The sequence below is a fragment of the Hymenobacter segetis genome, assembly GCF_054776495.1.
In genome coordinates this window covers 861,186-874,929 of the sequence record NZ_BAAHBV010000002.1, presented here as the reverse complement: position 1 = coordinate 874,929, position 13,744 = coordinate 861,186, and the positions used below count along the sequence as shown (strand labels likewise).

General features: G+C 55.0%; 21 protein-coding genes. All 21 read left to right on the top strand.

Going from position 1 to position 13,744, the window contains the following annotated elements; translation table 11 throughout:
* Nucleotides 1–253 precede the first annotated feature (253 nt).
* The 21 genes from ACYU70_RS14195 (at nt 254) to ACYU70_RS14095 (ending at nt 13,680) form a co-directional block, all read left to right on the top strand.
* A complete protein-coding gene (locus ACYU70_RS14195; RefSeq protein ID WP_046245258.1) occupies nt 254–577 on the top strand; it encodes a DUF3467 domain-containing protein in 324 nt (107 codons plus the stop codon).
* 183 nt (nt 578–760) lie between these two features.
* A complete protein-coding gene (gene rpsL, locus ACYU70_RS14190) occupies nt 761–1,192 on the top strand; it encodes a 30S ribosomal protein S12 (RefSeq protein ID WP_068191715.1) in 432 nt (143 codons plus the stop codon).
* Nucleotides 1,193–1,288: 96 nt separating this feature from the next.
* Complete coding sequence (gene rpsG, locus ACYU70_RS14185) at nt 1,289–1,756, top strand: 30S ribosomal protein S7 (RefSeq protein WP_035567919.1); 468 nt, start codon at nt 1,289–1,291, stop codon at nt 1,754–1,756.
* 102 nt (nt 1,757–1,858) lie between these two features.
* Nucleotides 1,859–3,997: an elongation factor G gene (fusA, locus tag ACYU70_RS14180; RefSeq protein ID WP_342297532.1), complete on the top strand. Its 2,139-nt coding sequence runs from the start codon at nt 1,859–1,861 to the stop codon at nt 3,995–3,997.
* A 39-nt stretch (nt 3,998–4,036) separates the two neighbouring features.
* Nucleotides 4,037–4,342, top strand: a complete 306-nt coding sequence (gene rpsJ / locus ACYU70_RS14175) for a 30S ribosomal protein S10 (RefSeq protein WP_035567915.1) — start codon at nt 4,037–4,039, stop codon at nt 4,340–4,342.
* A 96-nt stretch (nt 4,343–4,438) separates the two neighbouring features.
* Nucleotides 4,439–5,707 (top strand): O-antigen ligase family protein, encoded by a 1,269-nt coding sequence (locus ACYU70_RS14170; protein WP_342297530.1) that lies wholly within the window; start codon nt 4,439–4,441, stop codon nt 5,705–5,707.
* A gap of 161 nt (nt 5,708–5,868) precedes the next feature.
* Entirely contained in the window at nt 5,869–6,489 is a 621-nt protein-coding gene (rplC, locus tag ACYU70_RS14165) for a 50S ribosomal protein L3 (RefSeq protein WP_196291005.1), read from the top strand.
* A 9-nt stretch (nt 6,490–6,498) separates the two neighbouring features.
* The gene (rplD, locus tag ACYU70_RS14160; protein WP_245115527.1) at nt 6,499–7,137 is read left to right on the top strand and encodes a 50S ribosomal protein L4; all 639 of its coding nucleotides are present in this window, start codon (nt 6,499–6,501) and stop codon (nt 7,135–7,137) included.
* Nucleotides 7,137–7,424 (top strand): 50S ribosomal protein L23, encoded by a 288-nt coding sequence (rplW, locus tag ACYU70_RS14155; RefSeq protein ID WP_035567908.1) that lies wholly within the window; start codon nt 7,137–7,139, stop codon nt 7,422–7,424. Before rplD ends, rplW begins: the two co-directional genes overlap by 1 nt.
* A gap of 52 nt (nt 7,425–7,476) precedes the next feature.
* Nucleotides 7,477–8,304 (top strand): 50S ribosomal protein L2, encoded by an 828-nt coding sequence (gene rplB, locus ACYU70_RS14150; protein WP_196291007.1) that lies wholly within the window; start codon nt 7,477–7,479, stop codon nt 8,302–8,304.
* A gap of 3 nt (nt 8,305–8,307) precedes the next feature.
* A complete protein-coding gene (gene rpsS / locus ACYU70_RS14145) occupies nt 8,308–8,586 on the top strand; it encodes a 30S ribosomal protein S19 (protein ID WP_068191730.1) in 279 nt (92 codons plus the stop codon).
* Nucleotide 8,587: 1 nt separating this feature from the next.
* Entirely contained in the window at nt 8,588–9,010 is a 423-nt protein-coding gene (rplV, locus tag ACYU70_RS14140) for a 50S ribosomal protein L22 (protein ID WP_227787158.1), read from the top strand.
* Nucleotides 9,011–9,016: 6 nt separating this feature from the next.
* Entirely contained in the window at nt 9,017–9,907 is an 891-nt protein-coding gene (gene rpsC / locus ACYU70_RS14135; protein ID WP_092676431.1) for a 30S ribosomal protein S3, read from the top strand.
* Nucleotides 9,908–10,013: 106 nt separating this feature from the next.
* Nucleotides 10,014–10,439, top strand: coding sequence for a 50S ribosomal protein L16 (gene rplP, locus ACYU70_RS14130; protein WP_035567899.1), 426 nt, complete (start codon nt 10,014–10,016; stop codon nt 10,437–10,439).
* 3 nt (nt 10,440–10,442) lie between these two features.
* Entirely contained in the window at nt 10,443–10,655 is a 213-nt protein-coding gene (gene rpmC / locus ACYU70_RS14125; protein ID WP_035567897.1) for a 50S ribosomal protein L29, read from the top strand.
* Between the two features lie 5 nt (nt 10,656–10,660).
* A complete protein-coding gene (rpsQ, locus tag ACYU70_RS14120) occupies nt 10,661–10,960 on the top strand; it encodes a 30S ribosomal protein S17 (protein WP_168672178.1) in 300 nt (99 codons plus the stop codon).
* Nucleotides 10,961–10,969: 9 nt separating this feature from the next.
* Entirely contained in the window at nt 10,970–11,338 is a 369-nt protein-coding gene (rplN, locus tag ACYU70_RS14115) for a 50S ribosomal protein L14 (protein ID WP_035567895.1), read from the top strand.
* Nucleotides 11,339–11,341: 3 nt separating this feature from the next.
* Complete coding sequence (gene rplX, locus ACYU70_RS14110; RefSeq protein WP_342297525.1) at nt 11,342–11,689, top strand: 50S ribosomal protein L24; 348 nt, start codon at nt 11,342–11,344, stop codon at nt 11,687–11,689.
* Nucleotides 11,690–11,704: 15 nt separating this feature from the next.
* On the top strand, nt 11,705–12,259 hold the full coding sequence (gene rplE / locus ACYU70_RS14105) for a 50S ribosomal protein L5 (protein ID WP_342297522.1): 555 nt from the start codon (nt 11,705–11,707) through the stop codon (nt 12,257–12,259).
* A 12-nt stretch (nt 12,260–12,271) separates the two neighbouring features.
* Nucleotides 12,272–12,541: a 30S ribosomal protein S14 gene (gene rpsN, locus ACYU70_RS14100; RefSeq protein WP_035567891.1), complete on the top strand. Its 270-nt coding sequence runs from the start codon at nt 12,272–12,274 to the stop codon at nt 12,539–12,541.
* Between the two features lie 101 nt (nt 12,542–12,642).
* Complete coding sequence (locus ACYU70_RS14095) at nt 12,643–13,680, top strand: T9SS type A sorting domain-containing protein (RefSeq protein WP_342297518.1); 1,038 nt, start codon at nt 12,643–12,645, stop codon at nt 13,678–13,680.
* Nucleotides 13,681–13,744: the final 64 nt, after the last annotated feature.

The following is a 13,744-nucleotide window of genomic DNA, read 5'->3' as shown; positions in this document are numbered from 1 at the left end:
TGGCTTACTGTTCATAGTAGCGTTAGTTATGGTGTTGAACAGAAAGTCATCCTCTACAAGAAAAAGAGGTGCTTTAGTAGCACTCATATTGGCTATTGCAGGTCCTCCAATAATTGGTGACGCAATGGGATGGTTTATCTTACTCATTCCTGTTCCAATGCTAGTTGGGATTTATACATTGATTTTCTTCCCCAAAAACCAGAGCTAACGAGTAATGATATCATTGTTCGGGCTTTTCTAATAAACCAGAATCATGCAACCAACTGACCAAAACCCGGACCCCAACGCCATCAATATCGAGCTTTCCGAAGCCATGGCCGAAGGCGAATACGCCAACCTCGCCATGATTGCGCACAGTAACAGCGAGTTCGTGATTGATTTCATCCGCATGATGCCTGGCCTGCCCAAGGCCAAGGTAAAGGCACGCATCGTCGTCACGCCCGAGCACGCCAAGCGCCTCCTGCAAGCCCTCACCGAGAACATCGAGCGGTTTGAAGCCGCTTTCGGCACCATCAAGATGCAAAGCGAAGCCCCCAGCTATCCGATGAACTTCGGCGGCGCGGTAGGGGAGGCGTAAGCTGAACCAGACGCTCTAGCTGCGAAAGCGCCTCCATTTTTCAGTGGAGGCGCTTTCGATTTTCGGACAAAACGGACACTCTTAAAATTAACATCCTCACCCTGTTTGCTATTGCGGCGAAATAATCCTACCTTTGCAAGCCAAATTTTAGGGGCAAACGGCTCCAAACAAACCATTCGCTAAATGCCAACCATCAATCAGTTAGTACGGAAAGGCCGTGAGGCTTTGACTACCAAGTCGAAGTCGCCCGCCCTTGATTCGTGCCCGCAGCGTCGGGGCGTGTGCACCCGTGTGTACACCACCACGCCTAAGAAGCCGAACTCGGCTATGCGCAAAGTGGCCCGTGTGCGCCTTACCAACGGTAAGGAAGTAAACGCATACATCCCCGGTGAAGGCCACAACCTCCAGGAACACAGCATCGTGCTGATTCGTGGTGGCCGGGTTAAAGACTTGCCAGGTGTTCGCTACCACATTATCCGTGGCGCCCTGGACACCGCCGGTGTAAGCGGCCGCACGCAGCGCCGCTCGAAGTACGGTGCCAAGCGTCCGAAGCCGGGTCAACCCGCCGCAGCAGCTGGCAAGGGTGGCAAAGGCGCACCCGCTAAAAAGAAATAAATAGAATTAGTAGCAAGTAGTAAGTATTGAGTAGTGAGACCAATACGGTCTTGCTACTTATTACTCAATACTTACTACTACATACTTACTACTATCATGAGAAAGTCAAAACCGAAGAAGCGCATCTTGCTGCCGGACCCTAAGTACAAGGAGACGCTGGTAACCCGTTTCGTGAACTACATGATGTACGACGGCAAGAAAAACCTGGCGTACACCATCTTCTATGACGCCTGCGACCTCGTGGAGCAGCGCACAAAGGAGAGCGGCCTCGAAATGTGGCGCAAAGCGTTGAACAACGTGATGCCCACCGTGGAAGTGAAAAGCCGCCGCGTAGGTGGTGCCACCTTCCAGGTTCCGATTGAAGTGCGCGCCGACCGCCGCATTTCGGTAGGTGCCAAATGGATGATTCAGTACGCCCGTCGTCGTGGTGAGAAGACCATGAAGGACAAGCTGGCTGGCGAAATCATTGCTGCCGCCAAAGGCGAAGGTGCTGCCGTTAAGAAAAAAGACGACACCCACCGCATGGCCGAGGCTAACAAAGCCTTCTCGCACTTCCGTTTCTAAACAAGTGCGAATGACTGAATGGGTGAATGAGTGAATGTTTCTAAGCGGAACCATTTACCTCATTCACCCATTCAGCCATTCACTCATTCACTTATCGTAACAATGGCCGTTAACAAAGACCTCTATTACCTCCGTAACATCGGGATTATGGCGCACATCGACGCCGGTAAGACCACGACGTCGGAGCGTATTCTGTATTACACGGGTAAAACCCACAAAATCGGGGAAGTGCACGATGGTGCCGCCACGATGGACTGGATGGAGCAGGAGCAGGAGCGCGGCATCACGATTACCTCGGCTGCCACTACTACCTTCTGGAACTACCCCACCGATATCAAGGGTGACCCGACTGCTGACACCAAGCAGTACAAAATCAACCTGATTGACACTCCCGGCCACGTTGACTTCACGGTAGAAGTAGAACGTTCGCTACGTGTGCTCGACGGAGCTGTGGCCCTGTTCTGCGCCGTTTCGGGCGTTGAGCCCCAGTCGGAAACCGTATGGCGTCAGGCTGACAAGTACAAAGTGCCCCGCATTTGCTTCGTCAACAAGATGGACCGTGCCGGTGCCGACTTCTTCAAGGCCGTTAATGAAATCAAAGACAAATTGGGTGCTAACCCGATTCCGTTGCAGATTCCGATTGGCGCTGAAGACACGTTCAAAGGCGTAGTTGACCTGCTGACTGGCAAAGCCATTGTGTGGGACGACAAAACCGAAGGCAAATCTTACGACGAAATCCCCGTTCCCGAGGACCTCGTTGAAACGGTAGCCGAGTGGCGTCAGAAGCTCGTGGAGAGCGTAGCTGAGTACGATGACGCGTTGCTGGAGAAATTCTTCGACAACCCCGATTCCATTACGAAAGAGGAAATGATGGTTGTTATCCGCCAGGCGGTTATCGACATGAAATTCTCGCCCGTATTGTGCGGTTCGGCTTTCAAAAACAAGGGTGTTCAAACGATGCTGGATGCCGTTATGGCTTACCTGCCTTCGCCCCTCGACATGCCCGCCATCATCGGTACCCACCCCGAAACTGGTGAGGAAATCGAGCGTCACCCCGACAACTCGGAGCCTTTCACCGCCCTGGCGTTCAAAATTGCTACTGACCCGTTCGTAGGCCGTCTGTGCTTCTTCCGCTGCTACAGCGGTGTGCTGGACTCGGGCTCGTACGTGCTCAACAACCGCACCGGCAAGAAGGAGCGTATCTCGCGCCTCATGCAGATGCACTCCAACAAGCAGAACCCCATCGACAAGATTCAGGCCGGTGACATTGCTGCAGGTGTTGGTTTCAAAGACATCAAAACCGGCGATACGCTGACCGACGAGAAGAACCCCATCGTCCTCGAGTCGATGAGCTTCCCCGAGCCGGTAATTGGCTACGCCATCGAGCCTAAGACGCAGGCTGACGTTGATAAAATGGGCATGGCAATCGCCAAGCTCATCGAGGAAGACCCCACGCTGAAAGTTAACACCGACCCCGAAACGGGCCAGACCGTTCTCCGTGGCATGGGCGAGTTGCACTTGGAAATCATCATCGACCGCATGCGTCGCGAATTCAAAGTGGAAATCAACCAGGGCGCCCCAATGGTGGCCTACAAGGAGATTCTCACCAAGAAAGTCGACCACCGCGAAACCTACAAGAAGCAGACCGGTGGCCGCGGTAAATTCGGCGACATCGTGTTCGAACTCGGCCCGAAAGAGACCGAGCCCGAAAAGCCCGGCTTCGAGTTCGACAACGCCATCGTGGGTGGTGTTATCCCCCGCGAATTCATCCAGCCGATTCAGAAAGGTTTTGAAGAGGCCATGAAGCAAGGTCCGTTGGCCGGCTTCCCGATTGAGGGCATGAAAGTGCGTCTCTATCACGGTTCCTTCCACGACGTTGACTCGGACGCCCTGTCGTTCGAACTCGCCGCCCGTGGTGGTTTCCGCGAAGCTGCCCGTCAGGCTGGCCCGAAATTGCTCGAGCCCATCATGAGCGTGGAAGTGGTTTGCCCCGACGAGTACACGGGTCCCGTAACCGGTGACTTGAACCGTCGTCGTGGTCTGATGAAAGGCATGGACACCAAAGGCGGTGCCCAGCTGATTAAGGCCGATGTGCCGCTGTCGGAGCTGTTCGGTTACGTAACCGCCTTGCGTACGATTTCGTCGGGTCGTGCTTCGGCATCGCTCACGTTCTCGCACTATGAGCAAGTGCCGAGCAACCTGGCTGAAGGCATCATCGCTAAAGTAAAAGGCAACAAATAATACCGGTCACTAACTTGGTCAATCGGACCAAAACCCCCAATGAACCAGAAAATTCGCATTAAGCTGAAGTCCTACGACCACAACCTCGTAGACAAATCGGCCGAGAAAATCGTGAAAGCTGTGAAGGCCACCGGTGCCATCGTTAGCGGCCCGATTCCTTTGCCGACCCAAAAGGAAAAGTTCACCGTGTTGCGCTCGCCCCACGTGAACAAGAAGAGCCGGGAGCAGTTCCAGCTTTGCACCTACAAGCGCCTCGTGGACATCTTCTCGACCTCGTCGAAGACTGTAGATGCCCTGATGAAGCTGGAATTGCCCAGCGGCGTTGACGTAGAAATCAAAGTCTGAGGCACCGATTTCAGTCTTAATTGAGTTAAAGCCCCACCGTGATTCGTCGCGGTGGGGCTTTTTCTTTCGAACTTGCGCTGCCACTACTGAATATTCATGCCGTCTCTTTTTTCTCTTAAGCGAATACACCAGTCAGCGTTCTTCTTTTGTGCCTGCATTATCATCAGCATTTTCCTAGTCAATTGGCTACGGGTAGCGCTGGGTATTGCAATGGGAGGATTGGCGGTGACGAGCGTGATTTTCGCGTTGGTGCATAAACGCATTGCTAACCGCACGTTGTGGCCCGTCTTCGGGAGCATCGCAATGGTTTTTGTATTGCATGTGATGGCCGGATTTCATACCCGAGCCGATAATATGGACGAGTATCGATTTGACCTGGGAATGCAGATGCCATTCCTGATTCTGCCGCTTTCGTTCTGGCTATTGCCCGCGTTGCCCAGCCGCTACTTACGCCGGTTATGGGGAATTTTTATCGCCATGACGGTGCTGGCAGCTTTGGGTGCCACCATTAACTATCTGTTGCATGCCCAGGAAATCAACGAGTCCTACATGCACTCTAAAGTGATGCCGACTGAGCCGGACCATATCCGCTTCAGCATCATCATCACAATGGCTATTGCCGCCGCCGTTCTGCTACTTGCCCATCAGGCAATATCACAGGCATGGCGTAGTTGGGTTAAAGCTGCCATTGTAGGGCTGGCGCTATTCCTGCACCTGCTAGCTGTGAGAAGCGGGGAGATGACCTTTTACGCTTTGGGTGGAATGGTCGTGCTATGGCTGGCTTTTTCCAGAAACCAATGGAAGAAGGCCATGCTTTTAGCTGTAGCATTGATATTGCTACCCGTGGTGAGCTACCTAGTATTTCCCACCTTCCGCAATCGGGTCTACAATACTCAGGAAGATGTGAGCAAAGTGCAGGAGAGTTCCGAAGGGAAGAATTTCTCCATCTCGGCCCGGGTGTATTCGTACCAAGCGGCACTTGCAGTGTGGCGTGATAATAAGCTGGTAGGAGTGGGGAAGCCAAACCTAGAAGGTGAAATGGCCAAGCGCTATGCTAAGCTGTACCCGCAGCTCACGCCGGAATTCTACATTCTGCCCCACAACCAATACCTGTACAATCTGGCGGCTTATGGCGCTATTGGATTGCTCATATTCTGCCTCAGTCTGTTCTATCCCGCTTGGTGGGCGCGCTGCAAACATGCGCCTTTGCTATTAGCGCAATACGTCAGCATTGCCTTATCATTCCTTGTCGAATACACGCTGGAAACACAGGTGGGCCTTGCATTCGTGGTTTTCTTCCTGCTTCTGGCGCTACAGGGCCTGATGCCATGCGAAGAGAGTGACCCAACCTGGCGGCCGGCGTAAACCGGGCCGCAAATAGCCTCTTTTAGAAAGCTAACAGCCTCACTGAGAAAATATTTCTACCCATCATTGTGATAGCCCGGGCTTTTTTTCTATCTTTGCACTCCCTTAGCGAAAACGGCACTCGGCCGTTTTCTTTTTGTGTTCATTAATAACCAAATAGAATGCCTGGCATCATCGGTAAAAAAATCGGTATGACAAGCCTCTTCACTCCGGACGGGAAAAACATTCCCTGCACGCTCATCGAAGCGGGTCCGTGCGTAGTGACGCAGGTTAAGACTATCGCGAATGACGGTTACACCGCCATTCAAATTGGGTACGGCGAGAAAAAAGAGAAGAACACCACCAAAGCTTTGGTTGGTCACTTCAAAAAAGCCGGTACGACCCCCAAGAAAAAATTGGTTGAATTCCGCCTCGACGCCGAATCGACCTACGCCGCTGGCGCTACCATCGACGCGACTCTCTTCGAAGAGGGCGAGTTTGTGGACGTAGTAGGCACTTCCAAAGGCAAGGGTTTCCAGGGTGTTGTAAAGCGTTACAACTTCCAGGGTGTTGGTGGCCAGACCCACGGTCAGCACAACCGCCTGCGTCACCCCGGTTCTATCGGTGCTTGCTCCTGGCCTTCGCGCGTATTCAAAGGAATGCGCATGGGTGGCCGCATGGGCAATGACCGCGTGAAAGTGCAGAACCTGAAGGTGATGCGCGTAGTAGGCGACAAGAACCTGATTCTGGTGAGCGGCTCGATTCCCGGCGCGAAGAATTCTTACGTGGTAATCGAGAAATAGACTAGTACGATGGAACTCGCAGTATATAACCTCAAAGGCGAAGACACCGGCCGCAAAGTGACCCTGTCTGACGCCATCTTCGGTCTCGAAGTAAACGAGCACGTGATGTACCTGGACGTGAAGCAGTACCTGGCCAACCAGCGCCAGGGCACGCACAAGTCCAAGCAGCGCAACGAGGTGCACGGCACCACGAAGAAACTGAAGAAACAAAAAGGTACGGGCGGTGCCCGCGCCGGCAGCATGAAGTCGGGTGTGTTCGTAGGTGGTGGCCGGATGTTCGGTCCGCAGCCCCGCGACTACAGCTTCAAGCTGAACAAGAAGACCAAGCGCGTAGCTCGTTTGTCGGCTCTGTCGAGCTTGGCGAAGGATGGCAAAATCTCCGTTGTGGAGAACATTGCCATGTCGGCTCCCCGCACCAAGGACTTCGTTGCCATCCTGGACGGCCTCAAGCTGACCAACGGCAAAAAGACCATGCTTGTAACCGGCGAGGTGAACAAGAACGTCATCCTCAGCGCCCGCAATCTGCAGAAAGTGAAAGTGTCGACGCCCATCGGCCTCAACACCCACGACCTGTTGAACACGGACACGCTCCTGATTTCGGAAGACGGCATGGCTTCATTGGTTGAACTCTATAGCACCGCCGAATAATGAGCACGCTGAAACGCCCCATCGTTACCGAAAAGGCCACCGGCCTCAACGAGAAAGGTCGCTACACCTTCGAAGTGGAGCGCACCGCCAACAAAGTGCAAATTAAGAAGGACATCGAAACGCTGTACGGCGTGACGATTACCGACATCAACACGATGCGCACTATTGGCAAAATGAAGTCGAAAGGCACCAAAGGCGGCCAGGTTTCCGGTCGTCGCGCCCACGGCAAGAAAGCCATTGTTACCGTGAAAGAAGGCGATGTTATCGACTTCTACGGCAACCTCTAGGCCGCAAAGCTTCGCCTCAAATTTTTCGCCGCAAAAGCACAACTAGCTAGTAATGGCACTTAAAAAACTCAGACCAACAACCCCAGGGCAGCGCTTCCGCGTTGCGCCGGCGTTCGACGAGATTACGACGTCGACCCCGGAGAAGTCTTTGATGACTTCCCTCTCCAAATCGGGTGGCCGGAACTCTTCCGGTAAAATGTCCAACCGCTACATCGGCGGTGGTCATAAAACCCAGTACCGCATCGTGGACTTCAAGCGCGACAAAGCCGGTGTTCCGGCCGTCGTGAAGTCCATCGAGTACGACCCCAACCGCACTGCGCGTATCGCCCTCGTCAACTATGCCGATGGTGAGAAGCGTTACATCATCGCTCCCGCCGGCATGACGGTAGGCGCGAAGATTGTGTCGGGCCCCGGCGTCGCTCCCGAAGTAGGTAACACCCTGCCGCTACGCGAGATTCCCCTCGGTACCATCCTCCACAACATCGAATTGCAGCCCGGTCAGGGTGCGGCAATGGCTCGCTCGGCTGGTACCTACGCCCAAATCGTAGCCCGCGAAGAGAAGTACGCCACGCTGAAATTGCCTTCGGGCGAGATGCGCATGGTGCTCGTTACCTGCATGGCTACCGTTGGTACCGTGTCGAACGGCGACCACATGAACACTGTGATGGGTAAGGCTGGCCGGAACCGGTGGGCTGGTCGTCGTCCCCGCGTTCGTGGTGTGGTAATGAATCCTGTCGACCACCCCATGGGTGGTGGCGAAGGCAAATCGTCGGGTGGTCACCCGCGTAGCCGTAACGGCATTTTGGCTAAGGGCCAGAAGACCCGTAACAAGAACAAGTATTCGGAGAACCTGATTGTGAGCCGCAAAGGCAAGAAGTAATATATGGCACGTTCACTCAAAAAAGGGCCGTACATTGACTTCCGGCTGGAAAAGAAAGTCACGGCACTCGAAACGGCTGGTAAGAAATCGGTGGTGAAGACTTGGTCGCGCCGCTCGATGATTTCCCCGGATTTCGTTGGCCACACGTTCGCTGTTCACAACGGCAATAAGTTCATCCCGGTGTATGTGACCGAGAACATGGTAGGGCACAAGTTGGGCGAATTTGCCCCGACGCGTAACTTCCGTGGTCACGTCGCCAAAAAAGATAAAGGCAAGCGCTAAGATGGAAGCAGTAGCAAAACTCCGCAATGTGCCGACCTCGCCTCGTAAGATGCGACTGGTGGCCGACCTCGTGCGCGGCAAGAAAGTGACCCAGGCCCTCGGCCTGTTGCGCTTCGAAGCCAACATCGGCGCCGAGAAGATTGAGAAACTGCTCCTTTCGGCCTTGGCCAACTGGCAGCAGCACAACGAAGAAGAGCGGATTGAGGACGCAAACCTCTACATCAGCGAAATCTTCGTGGACGAAGGACGCCAGCTGAAGCGCCTGCGCCCCGCCCCTCAGGGTCGTGGTCACCGCATCCGCAAGCGCAGCAACCACGTGACGCTGAAAATCGACACGAAAGTGGAGAAGCTCGGCAAAAAAACCACCGAGCACGCTAAGCAAGTTGGTACTACCGAAAACCCTAAGGCCGACGCCAAATCCTAATTTAATATGGGACAGAAAGTAAATCCGGTTGGCTTCCGCTTGGGAGTTATCAAAGGCTGGGACTCCAACTGGTACGGCGGCAAGGACTTCGCCGAGAAATTGGTGGAGGACGAGAAAATCCGCAAGTACATCAACGCGCGCATTCAGAAAGGTGGCATCAGCCGCATTGTGATTGAGCGCACCCTGAAGCGCATCACCATCACCATCAACACGGCTCGTCCGGGTGTGGTGATTGGCAAAGGCGGCCAGGAAGTTGACAAGATTAAGGACGAGCTGAAGCAAATCACCAGCAAAGACGTTCAAATCAACATCTTCGAAATCAAGCGTCCGGAGTTGGATGCCAAACTGGTAGGCGAGAGCATCGCCCAGCAGTTGGCCGCTCGTATCTCCTTCCGTCGCGCCATGAAAATGTCGATTCAAGCTGCGATGCGTGTTGGTGCCGAAGGCATCAAGATTCAGTGCGGTGGCCGTCTCGGCGGTGCGGAGATTGCCCGTTCGGAGCAGTACAAAGAAGGTCGTACGCCGCTGCACACGTTGCGCGCTGACATCGACTACGCTTTGTCGGAAGCTCAGACCGTGTATGGCAAAATCGGCATCAAGGTGTGGGTAATGCGCGGTGAGGTGTTCGGCAAGCCCGACCTCTCGCCGAACCAGCAGCTCACCAACCCCGGTGGCGATGCCGGTGGACGTCGTGACGACCGTGGCCCCCGTGGCGAGCGTCGTGAAGGCGACCGCGGCCCGCGTCGTGACGGTGGTGCTGGTGGCCGTGGTGGCAACGACCGTGGCGGCAACGCCGGCGGTGGTGCTCCCCGCGGCGACAACGCTGGTCCCCGCCGCAACGGCCCCGCCCAAGGTGGTGGTGCTGCCGGTGGTGCCGCTCGCGGCCCGCGTCGCTAGAACCAAGCCAAGTCATTTCGCTTCGTTTGCCGCTTTGGTGAACGAAGCGAAATGTTCGGCTGTTCGACCCTCTCTCTTACAGAACACTCTCTTTATTTAAAATCAAATGTTACAACCGAAAAGGACCAAGTATCGCAAGATGCAAAAGGGTCGCGTAACAGGCCTCGCCTACCGCGGCAGCTCCATAGACTTCGGTTCGTTCGCTATCAAGTCGCTGGAAGTGTCTTGGATTACGGCTCGCCAAATTGAGGCTGCCCGTATTGCCATGACCCGCGCCATGAAACGCGAAGGGCAAGTATGGATTCGCATTTTCCCCGATAAACCCATTACCAAGAAGCCTGCTGAAGTGCGGATGGGTAAGGGCAAAGGCTCGCCCGAGTATTGGGTAGCCTGCGTGAAGCCGGGTCAAATCATGTTCGAGTCGGACGGCGTATCGCTGGAAGTAGCCAAAGAGTCGCTGCGTCTCGCGGCTCAGAAGCTGCCGGTTCGTACTTCATTCGTGGTTCGCCGCGACTATACGGACGCTGCCTAAGTCATGAAGAACAAGACCGACCACAAAGGCCTTTCCGCCGACGCGCTGAAAGAGCAAATCAAAACCGAGCAGGCTACGGGCCAGCAGCTGCGTTTCGCTCATGCGATTTCGCCCCTGGAAAACCCCGCCCGCCTCAAGGCCAACCGTAAAAACGTCGCCCGCTTGCTCACCGAGCAGACTCGTCGGAACAACGAGCAGGCCTCTAACCCCGCTTAATTCCGATGGCAACCGACGTAACAACCCAAGACCAAACCGCTGCTGATGAAGCTTCGCGCAACATGCGCAAAGAAATCACCGGCAAGGTGACGAGCAGCAAGATGGACAAGTCCATCACCGTGGCTGTGGTGCAGAAACAAAAGCACCCCAAATACGGCAAGTTCGTGACCAAAACCACGAAATTCCACGCCCACGACGAGAAAAACGAGTGCGGCGAAGGCGACACGGTTCTCATCATGAGCACCCGCCCGCTGAGCAAAACCAAGCGGTGGCGCCTGGTGGAAATTATTGAACGCGCTAAATAATCTAATTCGATGATACAGCAAGAATCCCGCCTGACGGTGGCCGACAATAGCGGCGCCAAGGAAGTCCTCTGCATCCGCGTTTTGGGTGGCACGGGCAAGAAATACGCCAGCGTTGGCGACAAGATTGTGGTAGCCATCAAGTCGGCTATCCCTTCGGGCAACGCCAAGAAAGGCACCGTGAGCAAGGCCGTAGTAGTGCGTGTGAAGAAAGAAGTACGCCGCAAAGACGGTTCATACATCCGCTTCGACGACAACGCTGCTGTGTTGCTCAATAACAACGACGAGCCCCGCGGCACGCGCATCTTCGGCCCAGTGGCCCGCGAGCTGCGTGAGCGTCAGTTCATGAAAATCGTATCCCTAGCCCCCGAAGTACTCTAAGCCATGGCTATCAGAAAAGCAGACCCCGTGCAGCTGCACGTAAAGTCGGGCGATACCGTGAAGGTGATTGCTGGCGACGAAAAGGGCAAAACCGGCGTGATTAAGTCGGTAAACCGGGTAACCCAGCGCGTAACCGTTGAAGGGCTGAACCTGGTGACGAAACACAACAAGCCGAGCGCCAAATCGCCCCAGGGCGGCATCACCAAGATGGAGGCGCCCATGCACGTAAGCAACGTGCAGGCTATCAACCCCACCACTGGTGAGCGGGTACGTAAAGGCGCCGCCTCGGCTGCAGCTCCGGCTGCTGCTCCGGCTAAAGCCAAGCGTGCCACTGCCAAGAAAACGGCTTAAGCAGCCCCCTTCATCATGGCCCGTCTCAAAGACATTTATAATAAGGACATCGTACCCGCGCTCCAGGAGAAATTCCAGTTCAAGAGCATCATGCAGGTACCCAAAGTCACCAAAATCTGCATCAACCGCGGCATTGGCGCGGCGGTAGCCGATAAGAAATTGGTCGACAACGGCGTGGAAGAGCTGACGGTTATCACCGGCCAGAAAGCCATTGCCACCATCGCCAAGAAATCGGTGTCGAACTTTAAGCTCCGCGAAGGCATGCCTATCGGTGCGAAAGTGACGCTGCGCGGCGAGAAAATGTACGAGTTCATGGACCGTCTGCTGACGGTAGCCCTGCCCCGCGTACGTGACTTCAAAGGCATCAACGACAAAGGTTTCGATGGTCGTGGCAACTACACGCTCGGCGTGAAGGAGCAAATCATCTTCCCCGAAATCTCGATTGACAAAATCAAAGGCATCTCGGGCATGGACATCACGTTCGTGACCACGGCTGAGAACGATGAGCAGAGCTACGAGCTGCTGAAAGCTTTCGGTATGCCTTTCGCCAACGCTAAAAAAGAAGCTTAATCTCCCGAACTCATGGCTAAAGAATCCATCAAAGCACGGGAGCGCAAGCGCATTGCCACCGTGGCCCGCTACGCTGAGAAGCGCAAGGCTCTGAAAGCTGCCGGCGACTACGAAGGTCTCGACAAGCTGCCCAAAAACGCTTCGCCCGTGCGCCTGCACAACCGCGACATGATTGACGGCCGCCCCCGCGGCTACATGCGCAAGTTTGGCATCAGCCGCGTGCGTTTCCGCGAAATGGCTCTCGCCGGGAAGATTCCTGGTGTAACCAAGTCGAGCTGGTAGTATCCGGTTTAGGCTTTTCGCTTAAGTAAAAAGCCCTTCCGTCGGTGGTGTAAGCCATTTGCGGAGGGGCTTTCTCGTGGACGTTATTCTAGCATACTCTTATGAAAAAACTTCTTCTTCTTTTTCTGCTTGCTGGTGTTGCCCGTGTGGGGCAGGGCCAATCGGTGGTCGAAACCGTTGATTTTAATTCCTATGTTTCGGCGACCGATAATGATTTAGCTAACCGATTCCTGATTGGGCGGGCGGCGGCGCCGGGGTTGTTCACGCAGGTTGCCACGGGGGGCATCACCGGCGGGGCAGTGGTGCCCCCGAGTGTGGCGAACTACAACCTAGACTATTACAACTACTGCTCGACCTATGCCAATCCGGTGGGGGGGCTAACGGAAACGTCGCTGTGCTTTAAGTACAATGCGACGTTGGTGAACCCTAACGCGGTGGTTCAACCAGTCAAGATTAATTTCGAAAGCGACGCCGTAAACCATTACCTGATTTGCCAGCTTCGCCGGTATGTGAATTACCAGCCCGGGGTATTTGAGCTGTCGTATACTACCTATGGCGCAAACGGCCAGACGATAATGGCTGCGCTTGTCACCGGGCATTGGTACAAGTTCGTGGTGCAGCACCGTTCGGACGGTGGCCAGTTTAACGACCAGGTGTATGCCAAGCTTGAGCTTTTCGATATCGGCACGACGGGTACTGGCACACCGGTGAGCGTGGGCAGTCGCACCGTCACCTTCACGGATGCGCTGTGGGTGGCTTCGACCCGCCACACCATCGACATTGCGGCTTCGCGCCAAGGGGGGGCGGAGCTGCTGGACAACTTCTCGTTTAATGGGCCCAAGGCGGGGTCGTTGTGCACGGTGGCCAGCAGCACCGGCCAGCAACAGCTGAACGCCAATTTGGCGATTTATCCCAACCCGGCGAAAGGCCGGGTGACGCTGCAGTTTGGGCCCGGTTTTAAGCAAAAGGTGGCCCGGGTAGAATTGCTTGACATGATGGGCAAAACCATCGACGCGGCCCCCGCGATGGCGGCTGATAACCGCTTAGTGCTGGATGTGGCCTCCGTGGCAGCAGGTGCTTATGTGGTCCGGGTTAGTACTGACCACGGGAATTATCTGCGGAAACTGACGCTGGAATAGTAGCGCGCTGATTGACCGTCTTGAAGCAAAAGCGGGCTGCTCCAGTGATGGAGCAGCCCGCTTT

What these genes read in the sequence shown, in the direction of transcription:
- ACYU70_RS14195 (WP_046245258.1), top strand. Translation starts at nt 254, where the DNA reads ATGCAACCAACTGACCAAAACCCGGACCCCAACGCCATCAATATCGAG.
- rpsL (WP_068191715.1), top strand. Translation starts at nt 761, where the DNA reads ATGCCAACCATCAATCAGTTAGTACGGAAAGGCCGTGAGGCTTTGACT.
- rpsG (WP_035567919.1), top strand. Translation starts at nt 1,289, where the DNA reads ATGAGAAAGTCAAAACCGAAGAAGCGCATCTTGCTGCCGGACCCTAAG.
- fusA (WP_342297532.1), top strand. Translation starts at nt 1,859, where the DNA reads ATGGCCGTTAACAAAGACCTCTATTACCTCCGTAACATCGGGATTATG.
- rpsJ (WP_035567915.1), top strand. Translation starts at nt 4,037, where the DNA reads ATGAACCAGAAAATTCGCATTAAGCTGAAGTCCTACGACCACAACCTC.
- ACYU70_RS14170 (WP_342297530.1), top strand. Translation starts at nt 4,439, where the DNA reads ATGCCGTCTCTTTTTTCTCTTAAGCGAATACACCAGTCAGCGTTCTTC.
- rplC (WP_196291005.1), top strand. Translation starts at nt 5,869, where the DNA reads ATGCCTGGCATCATCGGTAAAAAAATCGGTATGACAAGCCTCTTCACT.
- rplD (WP_245115527.1), top strand. Translation starts at nt 6,499, where the DNA reads ATGGAACTCGCAGTATATAACCTCAAAGGCGAAGACACCGGCCGCAAA.
- rplW (WP_035567908.1), top strand. Translation starts at nt 7,137, where the DNA reads ATGAGCACGCTGAAACGCCCCATCGTTACCGAAAAGGCCACCGGCCTC.
- rplB (WP_196291007.1), top strand. Translation starts at nt 7,477, where the DNA reads ATGGCACTTAAAAAACTCAGACCAACAACCCCAGGGCAGCGCTTCCGC.
- rpsS (WP_068191730.1), top strand. Translation starts at nt 8,308, where the DNA reads ATGGCACGTTCACTCAAAAAAGGGCCGTACATTGACTTCCGGCTGGAA.
- rplV (WP_227787158.1), top strand. Translation starts at nt 8,588, where the DNA reads ATGGAAGCAGTAGCAAAACTCCGCAATGTGCCGACCTCGCCTCGTAAG.
- rpsC (WP_092676431.1), top strand. Translation starts at nt 9,017, where the DNA reads ATGGGACAGAAAGTAAATCCGGTTGGCTTCCGCTTGGGAGTTATCAAA.
- rplP (WP_035567899.1), top strand. Translation starts at nt 10,014, where the DNA reads ATGTTACAACCGAAAAGGACCAAGTATCGCAAGATGCAAAAGGGTCGC.
- rpmC (WP_035567897.1), top strand. Translation starts at nt 10,443, where the DNA reads ATGAAGAACAAGACCGACCACAAAGGCCTTTCCGCCGACGCGCTGAAA.
- rpsQ (WP_168672178.1), top strand. Translation starts at nt 10,661, where the DNA reads ATGGCAACCGACGTAACAACCCAAGACCAAACCGCTGCTGATGAAGCT.
- rplN (WP_035567895.1), top strand. Translation starts at nt 10,970, where the DNA reads ATGATACAGCAAGAATCCCGCCTGACGGTGGCCGACAATAGCGGCGCC.
- rplX (WP_342297525.1), top strand. Translation starts at nt 11,342, where the DNA reads ATGGCTATCAGAAAAGCAGACCCCGTGCAGCTGCACGTAAAGTCGGGC.
- rplE (WP_342297522.1), top strand. Translation starts at nt 11,705, where the DNA reads ATGGCCCGTCTCAAAGACATTTATAATAAGGACATCGTACCCGCGCTC.
- rpsN (WP_035567891.1), top strand. Translation starts at nt 12,272, where the DNA reads ATGGCTAAAGAATCCATCAAAGCACGGGAGCGCAAGCGCATTGCCACC.
- ACYU70_RS14095 (WP_342297518.1), top strand. Translation starts at nt 12,643, where the DNA reads ATGAAAAAACTTCTTCTTCTTTTTCTGCTTGCTGGTGTTGCCCGTGTG.